Origin of the sequence: Corynebacterium sputi DSM 45148, assembly GCF_000427865.1 — a bacterium.
GTDB lineage: Bacteria > Actinomycetota > Actinomycetes > Mycobacteriales > Mycobacteriaceae > Corynebacterium > Corynebacterium sputi.
The window spans coordinates 1-26,556 of record NZ_ATYV01000009.1; the positions used below are offsets into that span (position 1 = coordinate 1).

25 protein-coding genes are annotated in these 26,556 nt (G+C 62.1%); 15 read left to right on the forward strand and 10 right to left on the reverse strand.

Annotated features, from left to right (window positions below; translation table 11 throughout):
• On the reverse strand, positions 1 to 1,117 hold a 1,117-nt coding region (locus tag YWU_RS0105480; protein WP_034647242.1), incomplete at its 3' end, for an ISL3 family transposase.
• 289 nt (positions 1,118 to 1,406) lie between these two features.
• Here YWU_RS0105480 and YWU_RS0105490 point away from each other — a divergent pair.
• Positions 1,407 to 1,817, forward strand: coding sequence for a DUF1648 domain-containing protein (locus YWU_RS0105490; protein WP_027019675.1), 411 nt, complete (start codon positions 1,407 to 1,409; stop codon positions 1,815 to 1,817).
• Between the two features lie 446 nt (positions 1,818 to 2,263).
• On the opposite strand, the gene YWU_RS0105495 is transcribed toward YWU_RS0105490, so the two are convergent.
• Positions 2,264 to 2,998 (reverse strand): CPBP family intramembrane glutamic endopeptidase, encoded by a 735-nt coding sequence (locus YWU_RS0105495; protein WP_027019676.1) that lies wholly within the window; start codon positions 2,996 to 2,998, stop codon positions 2,264 to 2,266.
• Positions 2,995 to 4,338, reverse strand: coding sequence for an amidase family protein (locus YWU_RS15380; RefSeq protein WP_051260080.1), 1,344 nt, complete (start codon positions 4,336 to 4,338; stop codon positions 2,995 to 2,997). Before YWU_RS15380 ends, YWU_RS0105495 begins: the two co-directional genes overlap by 4 nt.
• A gap of 59 nt (positions 4,339 to 4,397) precedes the next feature.
• Here YWU_RS15380 and pheA point away from each other — a divergent pair, with 59 nt between their 5' ends.
• Both pheA and YWU_RS15385 read left to right on the forward strand, forming a co-directional pair.
• A complete protein-coding gene (gene pheA / locus YWU_RS0105505; protein WP_027019677.1) occupies positions 4,398 to 5,330 on the forward strand; it encodes a prephenate dehydratase in 933 nt (310 codons plus the stop codon).
• On the forward strand, positions 5,330 to 6,037 hold the full coding sequence (locus YWU_RS15385; RefSeq protein ID WP_051260081.1) for a histidine phosphatase family protein: 708 nt from the start codon (positions 5,330 to 5,332) through the stop codon (positions 6,035 to 6,037). The genes pheA and YWU_RS15385 overlap by 1 nt, the downstream gene beginning before the upstream one ends.
• 30 nt (positions 6,038 to 6,067) lie before the next feature.
• Here YWU_RS15385 and YWU_RS0105515 read toward each other — a convergent pair whose 3' ends face one another.
• Complete coding sequence (locus YWU_RS0105515) at positions 6,068 to 6,412, reverse strand: metallopeptidase family protein (protein WP_027019678.1); 345 nt, start codon at positions 6,410 to 6,412, stop codon at positions 6,068 to 6,070.
• On the reverse strand, positions 6,412 to 7,533 hold the full coding sequence (locus tag YWU_RS15390; protein WP_051260082.1) for a septum formation family protein: 1,122 nt from the start codon (positions 7,531 to 7,533) through the stop codon (positions 6,412 to 6,414). The genes YWU_RS0105515 and YWU_RS15390 overlap by 1 nt, the downstream gene beginning before the upstream one ends.
• 143 nt (positions 7,534 to 7,676) lie before the next feature.
• Between YWU_RS15390 and YWU_RS0105525 the strand changes: the two genes are divergently transcribed.
• The 5 genes from YWU_RS0105525 (at position 7,677) to YWU_RS0105545 (ending at position 12,966) form a co-directional block, all read left to right on the forward strand.
• Positions 7,677 to 8,339: a LysE family translocator gene (locus YWU_RS0105525; protein WP_027019679.1), complete on the forward strand. Its 663-nt coding sequence runs from the start codon at positions 7,677 to 7,679 to the stop codon at positions 8,337 to 8,339.
• A gap of 55 nt (positions 8,340 to 8,394) precedes the next feature.
• Positions 8,395 to 9,660, forward strand: a complete 1,266-nt coding sequence (serS, locus tag YWU_RS0105530) for a serine--tRNA ligase (protein ID WP_027019680.1) — start codon at positions 8,395 to 8,397, stop codon at positions 9,658 to 9,660.
• Between the two features lie 370 nt (positions 9,661 to 10,030).
• A complete protein-coding gene (locus tag YWU_RS15395; protein ID WP_084141837.1) occupies positions 10,031 to 11,014 on the forward strand; it encodes a lysophospholipid acyltransferase family protein in 984 nt (327 codons plus the stop codon).
• A 114-nt stretch (positions 11,015 to 11,128) separates the two neighbouring features.
• Complete coding sequence (locus YWU_RS15400; RefSeq protein WP_051260083.1) at positions 11,129 to 12,082, forward strand: lysophospholipid acyltransferase family protein; 954 nt, start codon at positions 11,129 to 11,131, stop codon at positions 12,080 to 12,082.
• Positions 12,079 to 12,966, forward strand: a complete 888-nt coding sequence (locus YWU_RS0105545; protein ID WP_034647219.1) for a Cof-type HAD-IIB family hydrolase — start codon at positions 12,079 to 12,081, stop codon at positions 12,964 to 12,966. Before YWU_RS15400 ends, YWU_RS0105545 begins: the two co-directional genes overlap by 4 nt.
• An 18-nt stretch (positions 12,967 to 12,984) precedes the next feature.
• On the opposite strand, the gene arsC is transcribed toward YWU_RS0105545, so the two are convergent.
• Positions 12,985 to 13,347, reverse strand: coding sequence for an arsenate reductase (glutaredoxin) (gene arsC, locus YWU_RS0105550; protein WP_027019682.1), 363 nt, complete (start codon positions 13,345 to 13,347; stop codon positions 12,985 to 12,987).
• A 112-nt stretch (positions 13,348 to 13,459) separates the two neighbouring features.
• On the opposite strand from arsC, the gene YWU_RS0105555 reads away from it, so the two are divergent.
• Complete coding sequence (locus tag YWU_RS0105555) at positions 13,460 to 13,945, forward strand: SRPBCC family protein (RefSeq protein WP_027019683.1); 486 nt, start codon at positions 13,460 to 13,462, stop codon at positions 13,943 to 13,945.
• A gap of 59 nt (positions 13,946 to 14,004) precedes the next feature.
• Here the strand turns inward: YWU_RS0105555 and YWU_RS17460 are convergent, their stop codons facing one another.
• Positions 14,005 to 16,362 carry an N-acetylmuramoyl-L-alanine amidase gene (locus tag YWU_RS17460; RefSeq protein ID WP_156892728.1) on the reverse strand — a complete coding sequence of 786 codons (2,358 nt, stop codon included), beginning with the start codon at positions 16,360 to 16,362 and terminating at the stop codon, positions 14,005 to 14,007.
• A gap of 433 nt (positions 16,363 to 16,795) precedes the next feature.
• On the opposite strand from YWU_RS17460, the gene glf reads away from it, so the two are divergent.
• Positions 16,796 to 17,974, forward strand: a complete 1,179-nt coding sequence (gene glf / locus YWU_RS0105565) for a UDP-galactopyranose mutase (RefSeq protein WP_027019684.1) — start codon at positions 16,796 to 16,798, stop codon at positions 17,972 to 17,974.
• Between the two features lie 132 nt (positions 17,975 to 18,106).
• Here glf and YWU_RS15410 read toward each other — a convergent pair whose 3' ends face one another.
• The 3 genes from YWU_RS15410 to YWU_RS15415 all read right to left on the reverse strand — a co-directional run bounded on the left by YWU_RS15410 (position 18,107) and on the right by YWU_RS15415 (position 21,176).
• Complete coding sequence (locus tag YWU_RS15410; RefSeq protein WP_084141845.1) at positions 18,107 to 19,369, reverse strand: DUF5129 domain-containing protein; 1,263 nt, start codon at positions 19,367 to 19,369, stop codon at positions 18,107 to 18,109.
• Between the two features lie 15 nt (positions 19,370 to 19,384).
• Positions 19,385 to 19,645 (reverse strand): hypothetical protein, encoded by a 261-nt coding sequence (locus tag YWU_RS17465; RefSeq protein WP_051260086.1) that lies wholly within the window; start codon positions 19,643 to 19,645, stop codon positions 19,385 to 19,387.
• Positions 19,646 to 19,715: 70 nt separating this feature from the next.
• Positions 19,716 to 21,176, reverse strand: a complete 1,461-nt coding sequence (locus YWU_RS15415; RefSeq protein WP_051260087.1) for a DUF5129 domain-containing protein — start codon at positions 21,174 to 21,176, stop codon at positions 19,716 to 19,718.
• A 38-nt stretch (positions 21,177 to 21,214) separates the two neighbouring features.
• Here YWU_RS15415 and YWU_RS0105580 point away from each other — a divergent pair, with 38 nt between their 5' ends.
• From YWU_RS0105580 to YWU_RS0105600, 5 genes are all read left to right on the forward strand, one after another.
• The gene (locus YWU_RS0105580; protein ID WP_156892729.1) at positions 21,215 to 21,748 is read left to right on the forward strand and encodes a hypothetical protein; all 534 of its coding nucleotides are present in this window, start codon (positions 21,215 to 21,217) and stop codon (positions 21,746 to 21,748) included.
• A 79-nt stretch (positions 21,749 to 21,827) separates the two neighbouring features.
• Entirely contained in the window at positions 21,828 to 23,540 is a 1,713-nt protein-coding gene (locus tag YWU_RS0105585) for a long-chain-fatty-acid--CoA ligase (protein WP_027019686.1), read from the forward strand.
• Between the two features lie 94 nt (positions 23,541 to 23,634).
• Complete coding sequence (locus YWU_RS15420) at positions 23,635 to 24,234, forward strand: hypothetical protein (RefSeq protein WP_156892730.1); 600 nt, start codon at positions 23,635 to 23,637, stop codon at positions 24,232 to 24,234.
• Positions 24,235 to 24,238: 4 nt separating this feature from the next.
• Positions 24,239 to 24,757 (forward strand): DUF4334 domain-containing protein, encoded by a 519-nt coding sequence (locus YWU_RS0105595; RefSeq protein ID WP_027019687.1) that lies wholly within the window; start codon positions 24,239 to 24,241, stop codon positions 24,755 to 24,757.
• A gap of 107 nt (positions 24,758 to 24,864) precedes the next feature.
• Positions 24,865 to 26,172, forward strand: a complete 1,308-nt coding sequence (locus YWU_RS0105600; RefSeq protein ID WP_027019688.1) for an MFS transporter — start codon at positions 24,865 to 24,867, stop codon at positions 26,170 to 26,172.
• The last annotated feature ends 384 nt before the right edge of the window (positions 26,173 to 26,556 follow it).

The following is a 26,556-nucleotide window of genomic DNA, read 5'->3' on the forward strand; positions in this document are numbered from 1 at the left end:
TTCTACCCAACTGCCCCAGCTCTTGGACCCCTGTTGGTAGGCCGGTGCGGATCCGACACAGCACCTTGTACATCCAACGTTTCCCGATCTTCTTGTTCGGATGCCCGTACGCGGCGATGATGTCCTGATAGATGTGGTGAGTCACGTCCACCGCGGCGTGGTCTTCGACCGCCAACACAGTGTTCAGCTTGGTGAGTTGTTTCTCGGTCAGCAGTTCCATCCGGGTCAGCATGATCCGCCGGATCCCGTACAACGGATCCCCGGACCTGCCGCGATGCCCACACGTGGCCTGCTGGATCCGCTGCCGGGTCTTGGTCAGTTTGTCCGCTGCCAGATGCACGACATGGAAGGGGTCCATGACCTTCTTCGCCTGTGGCAGCTGCTCACCAGTGGCGGTGTGGTAGCCGGCGAACCCATCCATCGACACGACCCTGACCCGGTCCCGGAAAGTCTGGTCCCGATCTTTCAACCAGCGGCGCAGCACCTCGGCCGACCGGCCCGGGACCATATCCAACAACCGTGCTGGGCCGGTGCCATCCACGTTGGGAGTCAGGTCCACGATCACGGTGACGAAACTAGGATCCCCTTGGCCACGGCGGTGTTTCCACTTGTGTTCATCCACCCCAAGGACCCGTACCCCGGCCAGATGGTTCGGATCGCCGTAGACCAGCTCACGGGCCTGGTCCAGGGCGACCTGGTTGACGGTGTCCCACCCGATGTCCAGCGACTTCGCGATCGCGGCGACACTCATCCGGTCAATGGCCAGACGTTGCAGGATCCAGCGGGTGCATCGTAGGGTCATCTTCTGTTTTGGTGGTGCGCAGTCGAGTTGCTGCTGGAAGATCCGCGTCCTGCACTCAGGGTTCGTGCAGGTGAACCGGGGTAGTTGAACCCGCAGGCGGGTCGGGTGTCCGACCACGGGCAGATCCACGAGTTGGCGGGTGACGTGGTCACGGCCCCGTCCTGGTTGCCCGCAGGACGGGCACGTCGGGTCCTGGTGGACGGGTTGGCAGGTGATCCACGTGTGGTGGTCGTCGATCGCGGCCCCGGTGATCGTCAGTCCGAGTTCCACGGTCCGGATGATGGTGTCGGCGACTAGAGACGTAGAATCGGGCATAGGTCCTCGGTGTGATGAATGGTTGTGTAGGAACTTTCATTCTCACACCGGAGACCCCTACATCTTGTGGTGGGGTGCCCAAGATGGGTTGTTGCTATCGGGCCGGGGTATGCACTCTATTTCCGGAAGAGCCACTAAAGGGTCAGAAGTGGCCACGACGTAACATCTGTACCTGACTGAGTGAGCAACGATCGAGGGGAAAGCGTTGGGAAAACGAGGCATAGGCGAAGCATCGCGGGCCGTTAGGCCCGATACGTTACGGATCGCCTGTGCGTTTACTCCTCATCTTGTGGCGGCCGCTGTAATTGTCCTGAACTGGGAAAGTATTTCCGATGACGTCGCCGTGCACTACGGTCCCGGCGGAGAGCCGGATTCCTTTGAGCAGAAGTCACCCGTCTCGGTGTTCAACTTCTTGTTCGGCGGTCTCGCGGTAAGTGGGCTGTCGGTGCTGTCCTACGTCCTGTGTCTCGTGTGTCTAAGATCCCGAGGATTGATTGAACGGTTCCACAAGCCCATTCGAGTAGCTCTCCTAGTGCTCCTGTACTGCTTGTCTATCGCCTTCTCAATGCTGGCCCTGGCAAGTGCATTTGAGGACTTAGCCTTCCTATCGACGTTCGTGCTCGTCGGAGTAATCGGCGTGAGCGTGGCGATCCCGATTGTTGTTCTTGTAGCCGTCTCCTACACGCAGGACGCCACCTGATTGGGCTGAGGCTTGGCGGTGCTCCGCGAAGATTCAGCCTTGCCGCGGATTTGGCAGCGATATATCAGCAGTAGTTGAGTGTCAGAAACGTAGTTGCTGTCGGCGTGCCACGGAGAATAGTAGTTCAATGCCTAAATACGGAATGCGAGCTATGACTGGCGACACGCTCGACGGAAATAAAAAGATCCTATTATGGGAGTCCTTGGAATTTCGTGCGCTATAGGATTTTCGATTGCCTTTACTATAACTTCCATCGCTTTATTGGTTGGTCAACTAGAGGGAGGCTGGGTATTTGGAGAACCTGTACTTAATGCCGCAGTCTGTTGGTTGATTGCATTGGTTGATGGCTTTTCCGTGGACTGGAGGCTGAACCGGCTAAATCGAATGCCCGTTGATACTTGATTTTGAGAAGCTTAGAAATTGGAGATCGGTGGGCGATTGGTTTATCAGCCGAACAGGCTATTCAACAGCGGCTCCACCAGTGGATAACCCAGGAACGCAACCGCGTCGATGAGGAAATGCGCGGCGATCAGCGGCCATAGTCGGCCAGTTCGCAGGTAGAACCAGGTGAAGATCACTCCCATGACCAGGTTCCCGATGCCGCCGCCGATTCCCTGATACAGGTGATACCCACCGCGCAGCAGCGATGATGCGGCGATGATTGCGAGCGGAGACCAGCCCAACTGCTTGAGTCTGACGACGAGCCAGCCGACCACCACCATCTCCTCGGCGAAGGCATTCGCGGCTGCCCAGCCGAGCAGCGGCAAAGCTGTCCCTAGGGTCACGCCCATCGCGGCGGGATCAATTGGCCGGCCGAATCCCAATAGGACGCCGACGATGTAGAGCCCCAATCCAGGGATACCTATCAGCGCAGCAAGGCCTGCGCCCCATCCCAGGTCAGGCCATTTCAGGCGTCCTGGAACGCCGCGAACCCCGTCTTTGGCTAGGAGAAGCCAGACAAGTCCTCCCCAAGAGAGGAGGGTGAGGATGCGGATGGTGTGGAAAAGGACGTCGAAAAGCGGGTTGTCTGAGTAGGACGCGTTGAGCGCGAGCGGCTGCGCCGCGAGTGCCCCGCTGAGCAGCACCTCGGTGAGCGTAAGGATCGAGCGCACCGCGGAGGCTCCGAATGTGATCGCTAGGACGATGGCGATCTCCCATTGGATCAGGCGTCTGGTGTTCATCGCGTGAGGTCCGTCAGTGGGTCGATGAGGTCGGCGGCCACGCGCAGAAGTGTCGCTTCCATCTCGCGGCCGGGATGCACGGCGCCGAGGTGCACTGATGCTCTGGCGAAGGGAATCGACAGTCCCGCCCAGCCAGTGAGGTTCCACAGCGACAGCCACGGCGTCCAGCGAGTCTGAGCCATGAAGTCCTCCTCAGGCGCCATGGCACTGAAGGTCCCGATCGGTGGCGGATCGAAGGCGAGGGTCGGAGTTAGGGCGATGTCGACGTCCCAGCGGTGTTGGATGTGGGTGCCGAGTTGGAGGCGTCGGGAGTGGTTGTCGGCAACACGAGCCTCCGGGACTGCCTGGCCTTGCTCGCGGATCCAATGGACCATCGGTGAGTAGTCGGCACTGGGAAGTGAACCGATGCCGTGCGTGATGGTGTCGCGGAATAGCTCGAACACATCGTCGTCGGGGTAGGGGTGAGGAATCTCGACGACCTCATGTCCCGCGTCGGACAGCACATCCGCCGCGTGCAACGCGGCGTTCCGCCATTGCTTCCCGACGTCCACCTCCTCATGAAACCCCTCTACACTCACCCCAATCCGGACTCTGCTTGGGCGGGGATCGCTGGGGTCGCGGACAGGGCTGGGCAGGCAGTTCAGCAGTGCGCAGTCGTCGAGAGAGCGGGTGAGGAATCCGGTGGTGGAGAGGGCGCCACCGGAGATGTCATGCGCCGGCTTGAGCCCGACGAGCCCGACCGACGCAGCCGGCACTCGAATCGACCCGCCACCATCAGAGGCCAACGCCGCAGCCACCAGCCCCGAGGCGACCGCAGCGGCGGAACCACCAGAGGAGCCGCCAGGGGTGTGGCCGGGCATCCGGGGATTATCGGGAGCGGTCAGGCCAGTCGGTTCGGTGTAGGCGGTGGCGCCGATCTCCGAGGTGGAGGTGGTGAACGGGATGGTGGCGCCTCGGCGCAACAGCTCAGTGACGGCGATGCTGCTGCGCTCGTGTGTCTTCGTCAGCCGGGCCGAACCCCAGGTGCACGGGACGCCAGCGATGGGGAAGAGGTCCTTCACCGCGACGGGCAGACCAGCGAGTTCAGGCAGCGGGCCCTGCCGAGATTGGTCGACCTTCTCGGCGAGGCGGTGGCCGAGGTCAGGAGTGAGCGTCGCGATGCCGAAGGTTCCGGAGTCGCCACTGCCGGTGCCATTGCCGCTGGCCGCAATCACGTCGCGGACGCGCTCCAGGGTCGCTTCCATCAGGTCTGCGGCGGTGTGTGCGGCACCGGTTGCGCAGTCCCGGCGGTTCACCGACTCGACCAGGTGCCTGGCGGATGAGCGCGGCGAGGAAGTCATGGGGAGATCGTAGCCATTGCGGGGGCGGCGGGGGACTGGGGTTGGTTAGGCTGGAGAACATGACCACCGTGACTTATTTGGGACCTGCCGGCACGTTCACCGAGGCCGCGTTGCTGGACATCGCCGCCCATGGAGGAGTGCTGTCCGGCGGCCCAGAAGCCCTAGAGGCAGTCCCCATGGTGAGCCCCGCAGCCGCGCTTGCAGCAGTGCGCCACGGTGAAGCAGAGTTCGCGTGTGTCGCGGTAGAAAACAGCGTCGACGGACCGGTCACCCCGACCTTTGACGCACTAACTGCCGGTCCGGAATTGCAGATCTACCAGGAGACGGAGATCGACGTGGTCTTCTCCATCCTCGTGCGCGCCGGCACCGAGATCAGCGACGTGAAGACCTTCTCCACCCACGCCGTCGCCCACCCGCAGGTGCGCCAGTGGCTGGATCAGAACCTGCCGGGCGTTGAGGTTTTCTATGCCTCGTCCAATGGTGCCGCCGCAGAGAAGGTGGCTGCCGGTGAGGTCGATGCCTGTGCGGCCCCGGCCCGCGCCGGTGAGCTCAACGGGCTGGTCCCGTTGGCAGAAGAGGTTGCGGATGTGAGGGGGGCGCGGACGCGGTTCATTCTCGTCGGCAAGCCGGGGCCTTTACCCCCGCGGACCGGAACGGACCGCACCAGCGTTTCCTTCACCACGGTCCCGAACAAAGCTGGAAGCCTCATGGAGGCGATGAACGAATTCGCCGTGCGCGGGGTGAATCTCACCCGCATCGAGTCCCGGCCGACTCGCACCGCGATGGGCACCTATCGATTCCACATCGATGTGCTTGGACACCTCTCGGATCCGCCGGTCAGTGAGGCACTCGCCGCGCTGCACCGCCGCGCCGAAGGGGTTCGGTTCCTCGGATCTTGGCCGTCCTACTCATCGTCGCCGCTGGACACCCCGCCGCCGGATGTCACCGAATCCATCGACTGGGTCGCTGGTCTATTGGAGGGGAAACGCTGATGTCTATCGATCGACTGATTCTGATTAGGCATGGGCAGACGCATGCGAACGTCGCAAAGCAGCTCGATACCGCGCTGCCGGGCTCCCCGCTGACGGATGAGGGTATCGCTCAGGCACGCCGCCTGGGGCGGGTGCTGTTGCCGAGCATCGATTCGCTTAACGACGTCGTCACCTCCCACGCCCTCCGCGCCCGCCAGACCGGTGTCGGCGCGGTGGCGGGCCTGCACCACCTCGTCGGGCCTGGGGTGCGGATCCGGCACGAAGACGGACTGCACGAGATCGCCGCCGGCGACCTTGAGGGACGCAATGACATGGACGCGCACCGGATTTATTCCGAGACGTTCTACAACTGGGCCAAGGGTGGCCTGGATGCGCGCATTCCAGGAGGTGAGACTGGTGAGGAGATTCTTGACCGGTACCTCGGTCGGCTGCGCCACCTGATGGCGGAGACCCCCGCGGGCTCGGAAAAGACCACGTTGGCCGTGGTCAGCCATGGTGCGGTGATTCGACTGATCGCCGGATACCTCTCCGGCAATGACGCTGAGTACGTGCTGACCAACCGCCTGGCGAACACTGCCCGCATCGTCCTGGAGAAAGCCGGCCCGACCGGCGCTGAGCCCTTTGGTGACTTCACCGGCGCGGCATCCTGGGACGTCCGCGAGTGGGGCACTACCGACGGGCAGATCCCCGTGATCGGGCTGGGCTAGCTCCTAGCGCCTGACTCCACACTGGTGGGCTCAGGCGTACCCGACGTTATCGAGATCATCCTCATCCATCCCGAAGAAATGCCCCACCTCGTGCAACAGCGTGATGCGCACCTGTTCGACTAACTCGTCATCGGTGCGGCAGATGTCAGCAAGGGCCAGTCGGTACAGGTGAATGACATCTGGAAGGCCGCTGTGATCCGCCAGCCGTTCGGTCAGCGGAACTCCCTCATACAGACCCAGGAGAGTGGGCTCCTCCGGGTTTCGGTCCTCCACCAGAATCACGACGTTGCCTAGTTGGTCCAGGAAGCTGTCGGGGATGAGGTCAATAGCGGCGTCGACAAGGTCGTCGAAACGCTCCGGAGACACCGAGATCACTACTCGTCACCCTCCTCACGACGCGGCGCGCGCTCAGGCTGCTCCGGCGGGGAATTGCCGTCAATGGTGAACTCTCCGTGGACCGAGCCCTCAAGGGTCGAGAACCCGCCGAAGTCGGAATCCTTGGCCAACCAGCAGGTAGTGCTGTGCGAGCCGAGGTCCCAGGACTCAGTGGTCACCGGTAGCCAGAAGGGGATCAAGGTCGACTGGTACAGAGCCTCATCACCCACATCTCCGCCGCCGAGGTACTCGATGGCCTGCTCGACGCAGACTTCACCGAGCATGCCGTTCTGCTGTTCCACCGACGGGGTCTCATCGGGGAACCGCGCCATCAGGTCGACAACACCGACGGACTCGAAAGCATGCGGCTCATCACAGTGAATTGCGGTGAAACCGCCGTTTTCATTGATCGCCACGCAGGTACCCGGCTCGTAAGTGATGGCCTGGTCGGTATCCACTGCCGGTCGGTCCAGCGTGGACGTGGCGACGAGGGACTCCTCGAGCTGGACACCACACAACATTGTGCGGTCGCCGGCCTGCCAGGACCCGGCTGGCGGAAGCATCGGGGCGATGGCGAACTTGCCCTGCGGGTCGAACCGGCCATCGAGGTACTCCAAGACGGTGGGGCGGCAAATGTCATCGCGCAGCACCCGGAGCTCTTCTGAGGTCGGGGCATCAGACCCAGAAGGGAACGCACCGGAGAACTCCGGCACGTCGTACAAATTCACGCGGTCGGTGACCTCGTACATATGCGGCTCGTGGCACTCGACAATCGCGAAGTCCGTCAATGCGTCATCCGGTCCTGTCTCCCAGTTGATGCACTGTCCGACCTGCGCGGATGTAAACGGATCGGCCACAGCCTGGGTTTCGGTTTCGACGATCTCCGTGGAGATCCCACTGCCACCCTCGCCGACGTAGTCGGCTAACCACCCCGAGCTTGACGACGCAAACACCGCCGCCGCACCCGCCAACATCGCAATCAGAACCGCACGGAATCCCCAGCCTCTGCGGAATCCGTTGGATAGGTCCTCCTGGCCCCGCTCAGCGCCAGCTGACGTGCCTGAGGTGCTCAGGTCCACGTCTCCTGGTGTCTCGTAGGGCTCGGTGCGCTTCTCATTCATCGCGTTCTATTGTGCCCCAACCGGCCGGTGTAGTGGGAGTTTCCTCTCCGGGGGAATCGATAGTGACAGCAGGGGCCACAGTGACTGGCGGGGATCAGACTCCGATGAAAACCCTTCCGTGCCCTGGCGATACACTGCCCGCCATGAATTGGGGGAACCTCGCCGTGATGCTCGGCATCCACGTCGCAGGCATGACGACACCTGGTCCGGACATCTTCCTCGTCCTGCGCACCGCCACCCGCAGCCGCAAGCATGCCCTCGCAGCTGTGGCCGGAATCATCACTGGTCTGACCTTCTGGGTTGCCCTGACCGTCCTTGGCGTGGCCGCGGTACTCGCATCGATCCCGGCGTTGCTCGGCGCCATCCAGGTGATCGGCGGCCTGTGGATCGCGTACATGGCGTGGGGAATGCTCCGCAGCGGCATCACCGGGATTCGCGAATTGCGGGCAGGCGCCCAGCCCATGCCCCTAGAGAAAACCCTTGGACCGGTCTCTGCTGCGTACCGGCAGGGGCTGCTGACGAACCTGTCCAACCCCAAAGTCGTGCTGTTTATGGCCGCGGTCCTCAGCCAGTTCATGCCTGTCGGCGCGCCGATCTGGGTTCAGCTGATCTACATCGGCACGATCGTCGGTGTCGCGGTGCTGTACTTCGGGGCCGTCGCGATGCTCGTTTCTACTGACGCCATGACCCGGCGCCTCGTTCGCGCCGGGCCGTGGATCGATCTGGTCTCAGGAGTGATCTTCGCGATCGTCGCCATCTTCCTCTTCATCGAAGGCGGCCTGGCCACCGCGACGGCTCTGTCCTAAGGATTATCTGCACCGCAGGCGGTGAATGGAGGTCGCGCCGGGTAACCTGTGGAGCGTGATTGATCTGAAGCTGCTGCGTGAAAACCCTGACCTTGTCCGCGAGTCCCAGCGGATCCGTGGCGAGGACCCGGAGCTGGTCGACCGCCTGCTGGCTGCCGACACCCGGCGTCGCGAGTCCATCTCCGTCGCGGATAACCTCCGCGCGGAGCAGAAGGGCTTCGGCAAGAAGATCGGACAGGCCTCGAAGGAGGAGCGTCCGGCTCTGCTGGAAGAGGCAAAGGTGCTCTCTGACCGGGTGAAGCTGGCCGAGTCGGAGCAGAAGGCTTCTGTCGCTGAGGTTGATGAACTGCAGATGCAGCTCGGCAACGTCGTGCAGGGCGCCCCGGCCGGTGGCGAGGACGATTACATCGTCCTGGAGCACGTCGGCGAGCCTAAGAAGTTCGACTTCGAGCCGAAGGACCACCTCGAGCTCGGCCAGTCCCTCGGCCTGATCGACATGGACCGCGGCGCCAAGGTGTCCGGATCCCGCTTCTACTTCCTCACCGGCTACGGCGCACTGCTGCAGCTCGGCATGCTGCAGTTGGCCGCCCAGAAGGCCACCGCCGCTGGATTCCAGATGATGATCCCGCCGGTGCTCGTGCGCCCAGAGACGATGGCCGGCACCGGCTTCCTCGGCTCGCACTCCGACGAGATCTACTACCTCCAGGAAGACGACCTCTACCTGGTCGGTACCTCCGAGGTCGCCCTCGCCGGCTACCACTCGGACGAGATCATCGATCTTTCCGACGGCCCGAAGCGCTACTCCGGCTGGTCCTCCTGCTTCCGCCGCGAGGCCGGCTCTTACGGCAAGGACACCCGCGGCATCCTGCGCGTGCACCAGTTCGACAAGATCGAAATGTTCTCCTACTGCAAGCCGGAGGACGCCGACGCCGAGCACCAGAAGCTCCTCGACATGGAGCGCGAAATGCTCGCCGCCGTCGACGTTCCCTACCGAATCATCGACGTTGCCGGTGGAGACCTCGGATCCTCTGCGGCCCGCAAGTTCGACACTGAGGCTTGGGTCCCGACCCAGGAGACCTACCGGGAGCTCACCTCTACCTCGAATTGCACCACCTTCCAGGCGCGTCGACTGAAGACCCGCTACCGGGACGAGAACGGCAAGGCTCAGATCTGCGCCACGCTCAACGGCACGTTGGCCACCACCCGCTGGCTCGTCGCAATCCTGGAGAACCACCAGCAGGCCGACGGCTCTGTCGTCGTCCCTGAGGCACTGCGCCCGTTTGTTGGCCGCGATGTCCTGGAGCCGGTCAAGAAGAAGTAGCACCGCAGCGCGAAAAGCCGCGCTGATCGTTGACGCCCCGCCTTTGAAGTTGAACTCAAACTTCAAGAGTGGGGCGTTGAAATTTTACAAGTTTTAGAGTCTTACTTTAGAGGCTGACCTTGGACTTTCGGAGTATTAATTGAAGTTTCACGCCCGCACCGAAAGTCCCACACAATTATGAGTAAGCGGATGCTCTTGAAGCAGTTGTCACCTGCAAGTGACAATCGACTGTCACGGATCCGTCAGGTCGCTCGGCTCGAGCACATCGCCTGTGCCTGAGCGCAGAAAGAATCCGAAACCCTACGGTTAAGTAAGTACGGCGGGTATGCTGCTGTCGTCCGCCACCTGCTAGAGCCTCAAGGAGTACTGAATGGCTTCCGCTCCCGTCCCCTCCGGTTTCCGTCGTCTGCACGGATTCACGGTCCCCGACTCGTTCACTCCGGCGCCGAACACCGCTGAGTCCCGTGAGGTGGTCTACTCCAGCATCATCAACACGGCCCGCGCGTTCATGCGTTTCCAGAAGCTGGACATCACTGTCGAGGGTGCGGAGAACTACCCGACGGAGACCGGCGCAATGATCGTCGTGAACCACACTGGTTACTTCGACTTCGTCTACTCCGGTGTGCCGGCCTTCCTCAACGGCGGACGCCTGGTGAGGTTCATGGCGAAGCAGGAGATCTTCGACGACAAGGTTGCTGGCCCCCTCATGCGCGGCTGCAAGCACATTCCGGTCGATCGCTTCAATGGAGCAGGCGCTCTGGACGAGGCGATTCGTCGACTGCGTAACGGAGCCCTGGTCGGCATCTTCCCCGAGGCGACCATCTCCCGCTCCTTCGAGCTGAAGGAGTTCAAGTCCGGTGCTGCACGTATCGCGAAGGAAGCCGGCGTCCCGCTGATCCCGGTGACGATCTTCGGTTCCCAGCGTGTGTGGACCAAGGGGCAGCCGAAGCACCTCGGCCGCTGGCCGGTCCCGGTCTGGCTGCGAGTCGGCGAGGCCGTCATGCCTTCCGACGATGCCAACGAGACCAACGACCGACTCCACGCTGTGATGACCGAACAGCTCGACCAGTTGAAGAAGGACTACGAGGATCGCTACGGCCCCTTCGCCGGCGGCGAGCCGTGGCTGCCGAAGTCGATGGGTGGCTCTGCCCCGACGCTTGAGGTTGCGGGCGCTGAGGACGTCGAGGAGCGCGAAGCCAAGCGCATCGCTCGCGAGAAGAAGCTCGCCGAGAATGAGTCCGGCGGATCCGGCAAGCATCGTAAGAAGGGCCCGCTCGCGTCCAACGCCGGCAAGATCGGAATTGCCGCTGGTGTCGCAGGTCTGGCGGCTCTGCTGATCAAGCGCAAGAAGTAGCCCGCGACCTCACCTTTCTTCCCCTCTGTCACGCCCGCCGAAAAACCGGCGGGCGTGAATGTTTTTTCGCCTAAAGTCATGACATCTGGTGCTCTGGGGAGTTAGGTGGATCACATGAGGTTGCCATTCACTGATTCGGTGCGTGCCCCGGAGGGCTACCGGAGGCTGGACCACTTCTCCGTTCCGGAGAGCTACGTGGAGCCGCCAGCCAGCGCGGAATCCAGGGAGCAGCCCTACGGTTTTCTTGTGTGGCTGGGCCGGCAGATTCTGCGGTTTCAGGGCCTGCACATCGTGGTGAAAGGCGCCGAGAATTACCCGACTTGCGGTGGTGCGGTCATCGCGTCAAATCACATCGGGTATCTCGACCCGATCTTCGGCATGGTCCCGGCACTCCTCAGAGGCCGCCGCCTCATCCGCTTCATGGGCAAAGCTGAAGTCTTCGATATCCCAGGTGTCGGACCCCTGATGGCGGCATGCAGGCATATTCCCGTCGACCGATTTGCCGGTGCCGGGGCATTTGACCTCGGTATCGAACGCGTCCGTGAAGGTGACATGTTAAGGCTTTTCCCTGAGGCGACGATCTCTCGATCCTTCGAACTCAAAGATTTCAAGACCGGCGCCGCTCGAATCGCCCATTCCGCCGACGTCCCCATCATCCCCGTGGCCATCTTCGGTACCCAGCGCCTGGCATCGAAAGGATTGTCGCGGAATGTTGGGAGGTCGAAGTTGGGGGTGTGGGTGAACGTCGGGAAGCCTGTTCTTCCCTCCGCCGACCCGGCGGAGACGACTGATCGCCTCCGGGAGGCGATGAACGCCCTGCTTAACGACGCAAAGACCTCCTACTCCACAACCTTCGGCCCCATACCGGACAACTCTCGATCGATGCCGGCTGCGGTGGGTGGCGCGGCGCCGACTCTGGATGTGGCCAATGCGGAAGACGCTGAGGAGAGGGAGCGCAAGCGCATCGCGCGCGAGCAGAAGTTGGCGGAGAAGGAGTCCATGCAGCCCGGCCCCCTGAACAGGCTCATAGGCATCCGCAGGTCACAACGGGTAAAAAGGAAGAGATGACTGCACCTGCCCCCGACCTCACCTCGCTTGCCGCGCTCCAGGCTCCCGGTTTCATCGCCTCGGACATTGACGGCACATTGCTGGACTCGCGCGAGCGCATTCAGCCAAGGGTCCGGGACGCGATCCTGAGGGCGGTTCGTGGTGGAACTTCCTTCGCGCTGGCTACCGGGCGCCCCGCTCGCTGGCTCATGCCGGTTCTCGACCAGCTGCCGATTCGCCCGATCGCGGTCTGCAGCAACGGCGCCGTTGTCTATGACACGGACACAGACGAGATCATCCGCGGCAACTTCCTCGGCGCCGAGATCTTGCAGGAAATCGTTCCGATGGCTCGAGAAGCGCTGAAGAAGGCGAAGTCGGACGGCCTCACGACATCCTCCGAGCTCAGCGTCGCCGCCGAACGCGCCGGTGGTTCCGCCTGGGATCCGCCGGAAGAGCTGTTCGCGGTGTCGAAGTCCTACGTCCATCTGTGGGAGTCGACTGAGCATTCGGTGGAGACAGAGGCAGAGATCCTCGGTAAACCGGCGACGAAGCTACTGATGAGCGGTCCTGGTCTCATGTCGCAGGAGCTGTACGACATCATCGCTCCGGCCATCCCGGAAGAGCTCGCGCATGTCACGTTCTCCATGCCAGACGGCCTATTGGAGATCTCTGCACCTGGCGTGACGAAGCGAAGTGCCCTGGAATCGGTGGTGACGGATCTGGGTCTCACGACGGAAAGTGTTGTGGCCTTCGGCGACATGCCAAATGACATCGAGATGCTGTCTTGGGCAGGACTCGGAGTCGCGATGGGCAACGCCCGTCCCGAGGTCAAAGATGCCGCCGACGTCGTGACCGCGGCCAACGACGACAGCGGCATCGCTGAAGTCTTGGAAACCTGGTTCTAACCTTAAGTCTCGACGAAGTTATCTGACGCCGAGGTCCTTCAACACCTCGTTGACTGTGTCTTCGTCCCGCGCGATCCGAGCGAGATTCGGAGTGACGATGATCGGGCGTTGGATGAGTTTGGGGTGGGTGACCATGGCGTCGAGAAGCTGCTCGTCGGTTGCTCCAGCCAGATCCATTTCCTTGTAGTCCTTTTCACCGGTGCGCACCGCGTCGCGGACGGAGATCCCCGCCGAGTCGATGAGTGATCGAAGCGTCTCTTTGTCCGGGGTGTCGTCAAGGTACTTGATGATGGTGGGGGAGAGGTGGGCGTCGTTAAGTGCAGTCAGTGCATTGCGGGATTTACTGCAGCGGGGGTTGTGGTAGATCGTCACGTCACTCATGCGGACATTATCCCTGATTCGAAACGGGCCCGGGCGCAGATCCGGGGGAGTAGGTTTGGCCAGGAATGTAGCCTGGCCTGAAGGCCGGTGCACACGAGATCCAGGGAGCGACATGACCATCAGCGACACCGGCGCAGCACGCGACATGCACGCCGAGATCTTCATCGACGCCACACCAGCCACCGTGTGGAACACCCTCACGGACTTCAACAACATGGTGAATGCGAGCCCGGAACTGCTCGCCATGAAGCCATTGCTTCCTGGTGGACTGAAGGTGGGGCAGTGGTATGTGGGGATTAACCGTCGGAAGGTAATCATCTGGCCGACGCTTAACAAGATCGTCGACCTCCAGCCGCTGAGTCGCCTGGAATGGGCGACAACCACTAGCGGGGCGAATTGGTCCTTCGAACTGACTCCGGAAGATGACGGAACTCGGCTGGTGCAGCGGCGGACCGTGCCGAAGAAGCTCACCATGGCCAGCAACATCGTCGCCGGTGCTCTTCTCGGTGGTTCTGACAACCACGCGGATGAACTCGATGGTGCGCTGGGTGGGACCCTCGAACACATCAAAACCGTGGCCGAATCGGTCGGGCACTGAACCGTCTGGCTCTTGCCCGTCCGACTCGACCACGGTGATGGCCGCGTCAGCGGAAGGAGTTAGTCGTTGAGATCGACGTTGACCTCACCGGTGCTTTCGTTGAAGGTGATCGTGCCGCCCTGGAACTCGGCGGTGAAGATGTCGCCGTCCTGCGTGACGGTGGAGGTCGGGGCTCCGAGCTCGCCGACGTCGTAACCCTGCTCGGCCCATGCCTCTGCGATCGGGCCCCAGATGGCGTTGGTGCCGGTGGCTTCCGAGCTGGTGATGATGCCGTGCTCGAACTTCACGTATTCCAGGCGGTCCGCGTTGGCGGGAACATTCTTGTCCTCGTCATCGGTGGCTGCTGCCTGGGTGGTGTTGACGTCCGCGCCTTCCTGGACTCCCGTCTCAGCGTCACCGAGGACTGAGCCGAAGTTGGCCAGGACGTTGTTCCACTCCTCAGAGAAGTTGCCGTCCTCATTGGCCTGGATGATGGCGTTGACCAGGACCGGGATGTCCTCGATGGTGAACGGACGGTCCGGGTTGTCCAGTGCTGAGGCGATGCCACTGATGGTGGTGCCCAGGTTCGGGGCGCCGAGGGAGGTCAGTACGTCAGCGAGAATGCTGGAGCTTCCTGACGCCGATCCCGAGGAACCGGCCGAGCCGGATCCGGAATTGTCGGACTCCTCAGCGTCTTCGTCGCCGGTCTGTGTGCCGACTCCGCCGCCGCCGAGGCCGAGGGCTCCGACTCCGCCGCCCTTGATGCGGTCGTATTCGGCCTTGGCGCCTTCACGCATGTCATCCATGTGGGAGTATCCGACATCGCCCGGGCAGGTGGTGTTACCCACGTCGCGGTGAGCGAAGATCGCCGGCAGCGGAACGTTCGCGCCGCTGGGGAACTTGGAACCGGAGAAGCCGGTAGCGGTCAGGGTGGTGTCGCTGAGCGGATCAACGTCATCGACGGACATGCGCCAGCCGATCATCTTGCTCATCGACTCCAGGGTGGCGTCCGACGGAGCCTCACGGCTGTAGTCACCCATCATCGAGATTCCCCAGGTGTCCTTGTTGAATCCACCTGCGTGTGCGCCCTGGATCGCCTTGTCCAGGCCACCGGCACGACCCTCGAAAATAGTGCCGTACTTGTCGACCAGCGCGTTGTATCCGATGTCGCACCAGCCACGGGTCTGTGCGTGGTAGGTGTAAATGCCGCGCATGATGCCGTTGGACTGCTCGGCGGTGTAGTTGTTCGAACCTGCGGTGTGGTGAACGGTGACGGCCTTGATCGAGCCGTCATCGGTCGGGGAGCCACAACGAATGCCCTCGTCGGCGCCCCAGCCGGAGCGGCTGACGACATTCGGCATACCGCTGAGATCCTTGTTCTCTGCGATCGGCGCGATGGTCTCGTCATCGCCGACGTTTCCGTCGATGAAGACAGCCTCGATGTTGGCGGCGTCGATGATGCCGAGGGAACCGGTCTCACCTGAGGAACCTGCACCAAGCGAACCGGTGTCAGCACCTTCAGCGGAGCCCGGGCCTGCCTCATCGGCAGGGTTCTCGGTGGAGCGACCGTTGGCGCCATCCTCGGAAGCCTCCGGCTGAGCCTCAGCCTGCTCCTCGCGCTGGGCGTCACGCTCTTCGATGGTGAGGTACTCGCCCTCGTCGGGGATCTGCGACGGATCGTCGTAGGCAGTGCCCTTGAGGGTGTCGTCCTTGTCCTCATCGGTACCCTGCGGGTCAACCTGAGACTCCGGGACGGTGCCACCGGTGGAACCGGCGCCCTCTGCGGACTCAGAGACCGAACCCTGCAGACCCTCGGAGACATCACCGACCGAACCGGCGCCACCGGGGATGTAGCCGTCGATGGCGTCTTCGATCTCGGTCGCGGTGGACTCAATGAACGCGTTTACCGCGTCAGCAGCCCGGCCAGCGCCATCCTCGAAGATTCCCAGGCCGACAGTGGTGAACTGAATAGCCTTGGTCGGCTCGACGTAGATCGGCTCAGTACCATTGATTCCGTCGGTGGACTCACCAGCGGAGTTCTCCGGGTCAGCGTCGTACCACTCCGACCAGGTGCCATCGGGACGCTCAGCGCGGAAGTACGCGGCAGCTTCGCTGTCCTCGCCATCCCACGTCAGCGCGAACATGCTGAACTCCTCATCGCGGCGCATTTCCTTGACCAGGCCACGGGTGGGGTTCGCCTCATCAGCAAGAGCCTTGGTAGCGATACGTGCGTCATCGACCATCACGTCCAAGCCGTCTGCCACCGACACATTGTCGATCGCGGCCTGGACCGGGTCGGAGTCCCTGTTATCGATCAGGTTGATGGCAGCACCGCCACCAATGGCCACCAGTGGTGCGGCAGCAAGAGCTGCGACCAGCGTGAAGGCCGCTGTGCGCTTGCCGTTGGAGGCTTCGCCTAAGCGTCGTCGGATGGGCATATCCATGTCTCCCGTTATGTCGAGGTCCCGTAATTCCGGTTTCTCCAGTGGTCGCGCGAGGCTTTGGGTAGTCCGTGCGCGGTCCCGGTTCTGGGCACTGAAACTCCGGCGGATTCACCTGAGATCTGTGTGACTCATGTGAAAGCTGAGCATTTAGTGGTGAATGATACCAATGTTACGTCCGTTGTCTAGCGTTGCGCACGGGTTCTCAGGTAGTGGGTGGGCTGCAGTTTTGCTGCTTTTCAGGCCGTGGTCTGAATTACATGGATGGGATTGTGGGGAAGAGGGCGTCGGGAAGCGGAGCTTTTGACACGCACCCCTTAAACTCGATCGCGTGAACAACGACTCAACGAACACCAACGCAGCCGACGCCCTCGCCCAGGCCGAACGACTCGCCACCGAGTCGACCCAGCCGAACGGCACCTACGACCTCATCGTGGTGGGCTCCGGATTCTTCGGACTCACCGTCGCCGAACGCGCAGCGGCCGAACAAGGCAAGCGGGTGCTCGTCGTCGAACGCCGCAACCACCTCGGCGGCAACGCCTACTCCCAGCCCGACGCCGACACCGGCATCGAAGTCCACAAGTACGGCGCACACCTGTTCCACACCTCAAATAAAAAGGTCTGGGACTACGTCAACCGCTTCACCGACTTCACCGACTACCAGCACCGCGTCTTCGCCATGCACAAGGGAACCGCCTACCAGTTCCCCATGGGCCTCGGACTGATCAACCAGTTCTTCGGCCGCTACTACGCACCCGACGAAGCCCGCGCGCTCATCGCCGACCAGGCATCCGAGATCTCCGCCGACGACGCCTCCAACCTCGAAGAAAAGGCCATCTCCCTGATCGGCCGCCCCCTGTACGAGGCATTCATCCGCGACTACACCGCCAAGCAGTGGCAGACCGACCCGAAGAACCTGCCCGCCGGCAACATCACCCGCCTGCCGGTCCGGTACAACTTCAACAACCGGTACTTCAACGACACCTACGAAGGCCTGCCGGTCAACGGATACACCGCATGGCTGACGAACATGGTTGACCACGAAAACATCGACGTGGTGCTGGACACCGATTGGTTCGCAGTCGCTGACGACCTTCGCGCCGCATCGCCGGACGCCCCGGTCATCTACACGGGCCCGCTGGACCGCTACTTCGACTACTCCGAAGGCCGCCTGGGCTGGCGCACGCTGGACTTCGCCACCGAAATCGTGGAGACCGGCGACTTCCAGGGCACCCCAGTGATGAACTACAACGACGCGGAATTCGACTACACCCGCATCCACGAGTTCCGTCACTTCCACCCGGAGCGCAACAAGGATTACCCGACGGACAAGACCGTCATCATGAAGGAGTACAGCCGCTTCGCCGAAGACACCGACGAGCCGTACTACCCGATCAACACCCCGGACGACCGCGAGATGCTCGGCAAGTACCGCGAGCGCGCTGCCGAGGAGGTCCGCGACAACAACGTTCTGTTCGGCGGACGACTGGGCACGTACCAGTACCTGGACATGCACATGGCTATCGCGTCGGCGCTGATGATGTACGAGAACAAGCTCGTTCCGTTCTGGGCCGAGGGCGCGCCGCTGGAGCAGGAGCGCGGTCACTAGCCTTCCGCGTGGGGGCTGACCCTCTCTGCGTAGCCGGGACACCCTGTCGACGTTGCACAACTGAGCGTTAGTTGCAACGCAGACAGGGTGTTTGTGCTGCGTACACAGGGTGCGGTGGGTTTGTGGAAGAGGTTACCAGCCTCGGGAGCCGCCGCCTCCGGAGAAACCGCTAGAGAACGACGTGTTCGCTGAGGTAAAGGATGAGCCCGACCAGCTCGATGAGCCGGAACCTGATGAGGACTTGGCCAGGTCGGATTGGTGCCACGAGTTGATCATGTAGAAGGGGATATAGGAGCCGTATCCGGTGCCGGGACTCCAGTCTGAGTCGTAGAGGCAGGGTGTTTTGCGTTCGGTGGTTTTCCTGACGGACTTGAGATCGCGTTCCACTCCGACCAGGGCAGTGGAGTAATCGTCGATCAGGTCGGCGTAGAAGTCCATGAAGTCTGGGTCGGCTTTGCCGGAGTCAAGGATGGCGACTCGGGAGTCGATTCGTTCGAGGAGATCCTGAAGTGACTCGTCCAGGGTCTTGTTCCATGAGCGGATTTTGTGTCGCGCATCGGTGATGTCCTTCCGCAATAGCCTCAACTGGCGCCGGCGCATGTCGGTGTCACCGTGCTCCATGTCGTAGATGATGTCGATGTTGTCCTCTGCAGTTTCCATCTGTGTGACGGTCAGCTCCGCCTGCTTCAGCTGCTGTGATGAGCGCAAGAATGTCCACACTGATGAGTCCTGGGTGAGGTCGGAGATGGGAGGTGTGGAGAGGGCGTCGTTAAGCGAGAGGAAGCGGGTGCGCACGTCATGCCATTGGGCGCGAAGCGCTTCATTGGCGATGGGAGAGGTCAGCGAATGCGCGCGGATATTGATCGCATCAAGGCGCTGTGCGACGCCCCCGTACTCCTCCTGTACCTTCAGGAAGTTCTCGCGGGCCTCGATGCCGGTCTTCTTTCGATTGCGGAAAACCAGGAAGGCGCCCAGCCCGCCGAGGGCAGCGATTGCGCCGAGGAGGAGCTTTTGCCAAAGGGGCATTGGCGGCCCGGATGGATCCGCGGCGGCTGCGGCACCTTCGTAGAGGTCGATGGCGATACGACCGTCCCGGAGGGGATTCACCATCTGCTCCAGGATGTGGTCCAGGCGGCGCTCGTCATAAATATTGAGAGTGGAGCAGACGTCATTTCCGCAGTAAATGCCGTTGCGGCGGGGCATCATATTGACCGCGACGATCAACTCGCCTTGTGCGAAAGCATTCTCAAGAATCCAGCCTGGGTGATTCTCACGGAGATATATCTCGACAGTGTCATTGAGGTTTCGCAGCAGTGCGTCGATGCTCTCAGCGGTGGGTCCCCTGGTTTCGAACGTTAGGTAGCGAACTGCTTGGACCTCTGGCGGGAAGTCCAGCGCTTGGGTGTCGGCTTAGAGGTTGGCCACGTCCTCGTCAGAGAGGCGCTTGGCCATGTCGATGACGGTGACGTCGATAGCGCCAATTGCGGTGGAGCCAACCTGTTTTTCGACTTGTTCCTCGACGTTGGTGGCCTGGGCAAAAGCAGGCCACCCAATGGCGATAAGCGCGGCCACGAGCATGGCCGATACAAAGGCGATTGCTCCGATGACGAATGCTGCGAACGGTGCAGCATGTGCCGGAGGATGGGGCGGGGACGAATTCTCCGGGCCCATGCACCAAGTTTATCGGCGTTCGTGCAGGTCTAGAGGGTGAATCTGCAGCGCACCGGGGGCAGAGGCTCGGCTACCAAGAGCCGGAGGCGCCTCCACCTGAGAATCCACTGGAGAAGGACGTGTTCGCGGAAGAGGAGCTGGCGGCCTGAGCAGCACTGACGTCGGCCGCATGCCAAGTGCTGATCATGTAATACGGCACGAACGCGTTGTAGCCGGTGCCCGGTCGCCAGTTGGAGTCGTAGATCGTCGGGGCAGTCCGTTCGGTGGTTTCCTCGACGTCCTTCATATGGGACGCGACGCCGTCGAGGGCAGTGGAATAGTCGTCCAGAAGCCGGGCGTAGAAGTTCATGAACTCCGGATCGGCAATGTCAGCCTCGTCGATGCGGGCGATGAGGTCGGTGAGGATTTCATCCAGAACAGAGTCTTTGTCGTTGATCTCGACACGGGCCTCGGAAATGTCCTTCCGCAGGGAGGTCAGTTCTCGGCGGCGGGTGTCGGCGTCGCCGTGCTCCATCTCGTAGAGGGTGTCGATGTTTTTCTCGGCCGTCTCCATCTGCGTGACCGTGGTGTCGGCTTCCTCCAGTGCACCTGCGGCTTTGCGGAACTCCTTGTCTGAGGAGTCGTGAGTGAGTGTGGAGATGGGAGGTGTGGAGAAGGCGTCGTTAAGCGAAAGGAAGCGGGTGCGCACATCGTCCCACTGCTCGCGCAGCGAGTCATTCGCCAACGGCGAGGTAAGCGAATGGGCGCGAACGTTGATGGCGTCCAGGCGAGTGGCGGACTCGCCGTACTCGCGCTGCACGCGATCGAAACGCTCCCGGGCTGCGGCGGCCTTGTCCTTCATGGACTTGCGAGAGAAAAACGCGATGATCGAGGCAGCGCCGGCGAGAATGGCTCCGATGATCGCGATGACCAGGCCCTTTACCCACCCCGGGGTCGGCTCGTCGATCTGGCGGACGTCAGGGTTCGCAGCAGCGGCGGCACCTTCATAGAGACCGATTGCGATGCGGCCGTCTTGGAGGGGGCTGACCATCTGCTCGAGGATGCCGTCCTGGCGGCCCTCCCCGTAGAAGTCAATGGCCGAGCACACATCGTTGCCGCAGTACACGCCATTGCGGTGCGGATCCATGCCGACCGCAACGATCAACTCGCCGGGAGTGAAGGCATTCTCGGTGATCCAGTCCGGATGTTCGGCGCGGAGGTAGTTCTCGACGGTGTCGTTGAGGTTGTCGTCGTTGTCATCAAAGACGATGTACCGGACGGCTTTGACCTGTTCAGGGAAGGAGAGGGAGTAAGTGTCGGCTTGGAGGGCGATTTCGTCGTCGTCCGACAGCTCCTCTGCCATGTCAATGACGGTGACCTCCTCCGGGTCGGTCACCTCCATCACGTCCTGAGCCTGTGGATTCCCGGTCGTCTGAGCACTAGCCTGAGCCGACCACGCGAGCGCGGTGAAGGCGCCGATCACAATCGTGAGAAGCACGATGAGGACCGAGCGGATCGATATGCGGGACGAGGACAGTGTCGCCGGATACATGGGTCAAGGCTACCGGCGGACTGTGTTTGGATGGAAGCATGGCACAGCATGGTGTTCTTATCCGCAGGTCACTCATTGGAGCAGTCGCGGCTATTTCCGTTGCGGGTTTAGCCGGATGTGGCGAGGGATGGGATGTTCCGGAACCTCCGCAGGTGACGTCCTCGGCCACCGCCACACAGCAGGATCCCGGGGCCGCCGGTCCAGTCAGCCCGGTGGAGCAACCTGAGATGGAAGGGGTTCCGATTGAGGATCTTCCGCCGTATGAGGGGTGGGGGTCGATGGATGAGGCCGTCGGGAGCCTGAACGAGTTGGGCATCGCGTGCCAGCAGCTCGACGACGTTGCTGGGGTCGACCCGAACACCCAGATGGCGATGTGCGAACCGGTCGCCGTGCTCTCCTATGACATCTCACTAGAGAGTTTCGAGACCGCCCTCACCACTCTGGAAGACGAAACACCGCAGTATCGCGTGGTGGCTGATGGCGACTGGATCCTCGCCTGCGAAGCAGCGTTCCCCGGTGCGTGCCAACGAGTCTCGGAGTACACCGGAGTCAGCGTGACCCAGATGGGGTGATCCGGCGTATGTCTGACGAAGGAACTAATTCCGTCGTAGATTGCCAGTAGCGCCACACGCACACGATGAAGAGGATTCAATGACTGACAGCAGTGACAACACCCAGGGCCGTCCGTGGCTCGACCAGTACCCCGACTGGACCAGCCCGACCCTGGATTACGGCGACCGCACGCTGGCCAGCGTTTTCGCTGAGGCGGTGCAGAAGTGGCCGGACCGCCCGGCGATGACCTTCTTCGGCACCACCATTACTTACAAGGAGTACGGCGAGAGCGTCGATCAGACCGCCGCCGCGCTGCATGACCTGGGAGTGCGCAAGGGCGACAATGTTGCCATCGTCCTTCCGAACTGCCCGCAGGCGCTCATCAGTTTCTACGCCGTGCTGTCCCTGGGCGCTATCGCGACGCTGCACAACCCGCTGTACACCGCCCGTGAACTGGAAGTTCCGTTCAAGGACCACGGCGCGAAGGTCGGCATCTTCTGGGACAAGGCCGTGGACAACGCCCGCGAACTGCGCACCGTCTCCCCGCTGGAGCACATCATCCCGGTGAACATCACTAAGTCGATGCCGAAGGTCATGCAGTTCGCTTTGAAACTGCCGGTTCCGCAGTTGCGGGCCTCCCGCAAGAAGCTCAGTGGTGCGGCCCCTGGGTTTGTGGAGTGGGGGGATTTGGTGCGGGTTGCGTCGGGAAGCAAGGGAAGAGCCGTCATCGAGACGGCCGATGTGACCCCCAACGACGGAGCCATCGTGCTCTACACATCTGGCACCACCGGAACGCCCAAGGGTGCGCTGCTGACCCACCGAAACTTGGTCGCGAACATCCTGCAGGGCCTGGAATGGGTGCCGGGCCTGGGCGAGCACGAGGAGCCGGAGCGGATGCTCGCCGCGCTGCCGATTTTCCATGCGTACGGCCTGACCATGAACATCACGCTCGGTCCGCTGATCGGCGGCACCGTTCTGCTGATGCCCGCGCCAGAGAAGCCGCTGCTGGCGAAGGCGATGAAGAAGCAGAAGCCGACGTGGATCCCCGGTGTTCCCACGCTGTATCAGACCATCATGGGCCTCGCCGAGGAGCAGAACTTCCCGATCACCGGTGTGCGGGCATCCTTCTCTGGTGCCTCCGGACTGCCGGTGGAGGTGGTGCGCCGTTGGGAGAACCTCACCGGTGGCCTGTTGGTGGAGGGCTATGGCCTGACCGAGACGGCCCCGGTAGTTCTGGGCAACCCCATGAGCGAGGCGCGTCGCCCGGGATACGTGGGCGTGCCGTTCCCGGACACTGAGGTGAAGATCGTCAGCGAGGACGACCCGACGAAGGACCTGCCTCACGGTGAGGCCGGCGAGCTTGTGGTTCGTGGCCCGCAGGTTTTCGGTGGTTACCTGAACCGCCCTGATGCCAACGAGAAGTCCTTCGTCGACGGCTGGTTCCGTACCGGCGACATGGCCGTGATGGAGCCCGATGGTTTCGTCAAAATCGTCTCGCGTATCAAGGAAATGATCGTGACCGGCGGTTTCAACGTGTATCCCAGCGAGGTCGAGGCCGTACTGTCCGAGCACCACTCCATTAAGCAGGTCGCCGTGGTGGGTCTGCCGCGCGATGACGGCTCGGAGACCGTCGCCGCTGCCGTGGTCCTGGAAGAAGGCTCGTCGCTGGATCCGGAGGTGCTCAAGCAGCACGCGCGCGATGGCCTCGCCCGCTACAAGGTGCCCCGCGTCTACAAGGCGTTCACGGAGCTGTCGGCGGACCAGATGGGCAAGGTCAGGCGCGTAGAGGTGCGCGATCTGATGCTGGATTAGGGAGCGATTACACCCCCGCTTCCCGACGTCCCCATCTCTCACCCCACCACCTCACACACGGCGATTCACAGGTGTCTGTGATTGCATGGGCCGCATGGCAGTTAACCGAATCTCTCTGATGAATAAGTCCGTGCGACGTGGGACTCTGTCCCGTGCGGGTCGTCCGGTGGCCGCCGGGGTCGCTGCGGTGGCCTCGATCGGACTGTTGGCCGCCTGCGGTGATGACGCTGCTAACAGTGCTGATGGCAACGTGAACACCGCTGCGGAAACCACCTCTGTGGAGAGCACTGACGACGACGCCGACGCTAATGCGGAGAGCAATGCCGACGCTGACGGTGGCGGCAATGCTGGCACGGATTCTGACGGCGATGCGGCCTACGCGGGCTGGGACACCATGGACGCGGCCATTTCGGGACTGGCCACCCAGGGCATCAACTGCGAGATCCCGGAGATTGACGGCCTCGACGAAGCCCTTCCCTTCGCCGTCTGCGCCCCGGACGGAATGTTGGCCTTCGACCTGACCGTTGCGGACTTCGAAGAGGTCATGGCGCAGGACGCGACACAGGGCGAGGAGATCACGTTGGTCTCCGACGAGAATTGGATCTTCGCCTGCGACTCCACCGAATCCGCTGTGTGCGACGACGTTGCGGAGTACACCGGCGGCGAGATTCAGACCCTAGGAAACTCGGGGTAGTGCCATGAGCGCGATCGATAATCTCCCGACCACTACAGCTGGGGCCCTCGCCTTCTTCGACGAGTGCGCCGCCACCTCCACGGAGGAGATGCTCGGGAATTGGCGTGGCACCGGCATGCACACCGGGCATCCGATGGACGGGCTCCTCGAGGCCACCGGCTGGCACGGCAAACGATTCGACTCTGTTGATGATGTTTTCCCACTCATCTTTAAAGACCGCGGGGGTTTCTTCTCCGTCAACCCCGCGTTCTTGCCGCTGAAGCTCGCGAGTAAAACGAGCCACGATTTCCGACAAGGGCCCATTGTCCAGAAGGCCCGGCCGATGTTGCGGGCCTTATCAACGTCCCGGCCCAAGGCGCGCCTGCGCACCGTTGAGTACCGAGGCGTGGAGACCGCCACCATGATCTACGACGCTCTGCCCATCAACGACCACTTCCGCACCATCGACGCCAACACTCGCATCGGAGCCATGGACTTCCGTGGAAGCGAGGAGCCGTTCTTCTTCCTGCTGCACCGCGAGTGATTCTGGGACCTGAACTTGGATTAGGAAAACACCGGTAGCGGCCGATACCCTGCGCCCTGGCCCGGAAGTCCCGAGTCGGTTTCAATTCCGCAGAGGAGTTCCAGCTAGTGAGTTCGCAGGAGACGTCGAAAGCTTCGGAGTCATCGCCCGGACCGTCGCGCCTGCGCAGGCTTGACCTGTCCCAGACTCTCCACGGAGGTCGACCTTTTCCTCGCCAGACGGAAATGGGCCGGCGGCGTCGGCCGATTGCAATGCTCGCCCTGGCTTTAGGTGCATTTGGCATCGGCACCACTGAATTTGTCTCGATGGGACTGTTGCCGCTGATTGCTGGCGACTTCGGGATCACTGAATCTCAAGCCGGGCACGTCGTTACTGCCTATGCCCTCGGTGTTGTTATCGGCGCTCCACTCATCACAACGCTCACCGGCAGCATCCCCCGCAGGCGCCTAGTCATCCTATTGATGGCGGCGTTCATCATCGGAAATCTCCTGACGGTCTTCGCCAACTCCTACGAGGTCCTCATTCTTGCCCGGTTCATTGCCGGATTCCCGCACGGAGCTTATTTCGCCGTTGCGAACCTTATCGCCGCATCGATGGCTGACCCGGGCAAACGAGGTCAGGCTGTCGCGAGGATTTCGCTCGGGCTGGCGGTCGCAACTGTCATCGGTGTTCCGGCAGCACAATGGCTCGGACAATCACTTGGGTGGAACGTGGCTTATGGGCTGGTGGTGGTCATCGGCCTGTTGTGTATCGCTGGCCTTTGGCACGCGGTTCCACACATGACCCTCATGCCTGCCACCCGGCCCAGCACCGAGATCAGTGCCCTGGCCAACCCTCAGGTCTTGTTGTCATTCGCTGCTGCGTCTGTCGGCTTCGGTGGCATGTTCTGCGTCTACACCTACATTTCCTGGACCATGACCGACCGCGCCGGGCTTTCCGCTGACCACATCTGGTTTGTGCTGATGGTCTACGGAATCGGAATGGTGGTGGGTAATTGGCTTGGTGGGCGTCTGGCAGACATCAACATCGAATGGGCCGTAGTTGGCGCCTTCGCCACCATGGCGCTGCTCTTGGTCGCTTTCTTTTTCGCCAGCACCAACGCGCCGTTGGCCATCGCCTTGTTCGGAATCCTCTCCATTGGCGGAGGCGTCCTCACCGTCAACATGCAGACCCGCTTCATGGACGTTGCCGGCAAAGCCCAGAATCTCGCCGCCTCGATGAATCAGGCAGCATTCAATATCGCTAATGGTGCAGGTGCCGCTGTCGGTGGCGCTGTCATCGCAGCCGGATTCAACTACGCCTACCCGGCATTAGCCGGTGCCGCCCTCGCCCTCGGAGGCCTGGTCATCTTCATCCCAGCAATGATCATGCGTCGCCGGCAGCTGCGCACTGAGACGCGCATCGACGTGGCCTAACTACAGGACACGCTTCCCGACGTTCACCTCCACCACCCACCTCTCCACTCCCATCGCATGCACTTTTATGGCGGGATTGGGCCTAGCGGGTGGGACGGGTCTTAGCCAGGTGGTGTCATCTCGGCAGGTTGGCACCTGCACCTGCCAGCGCGGCGCGAGACACTGATCGCTGCAGCCCGTAACGAACTCCGGTGCCCGCCAATGAGCGCTTCACCCTCAAAGGGGGTGGCACCTGCGGGGTATCCGCTCGAACTAGCGGACATCGGCACCTGTGTTGACGTGATTTTGGGAGAAATCAGCGGTCCACAGATCGGGGTAGGGGTTTTGGGGGTGAATCTCGGGTGTAGTGAGGATCACTGTGAAAACTTGGCGAAAAAGGCCTTC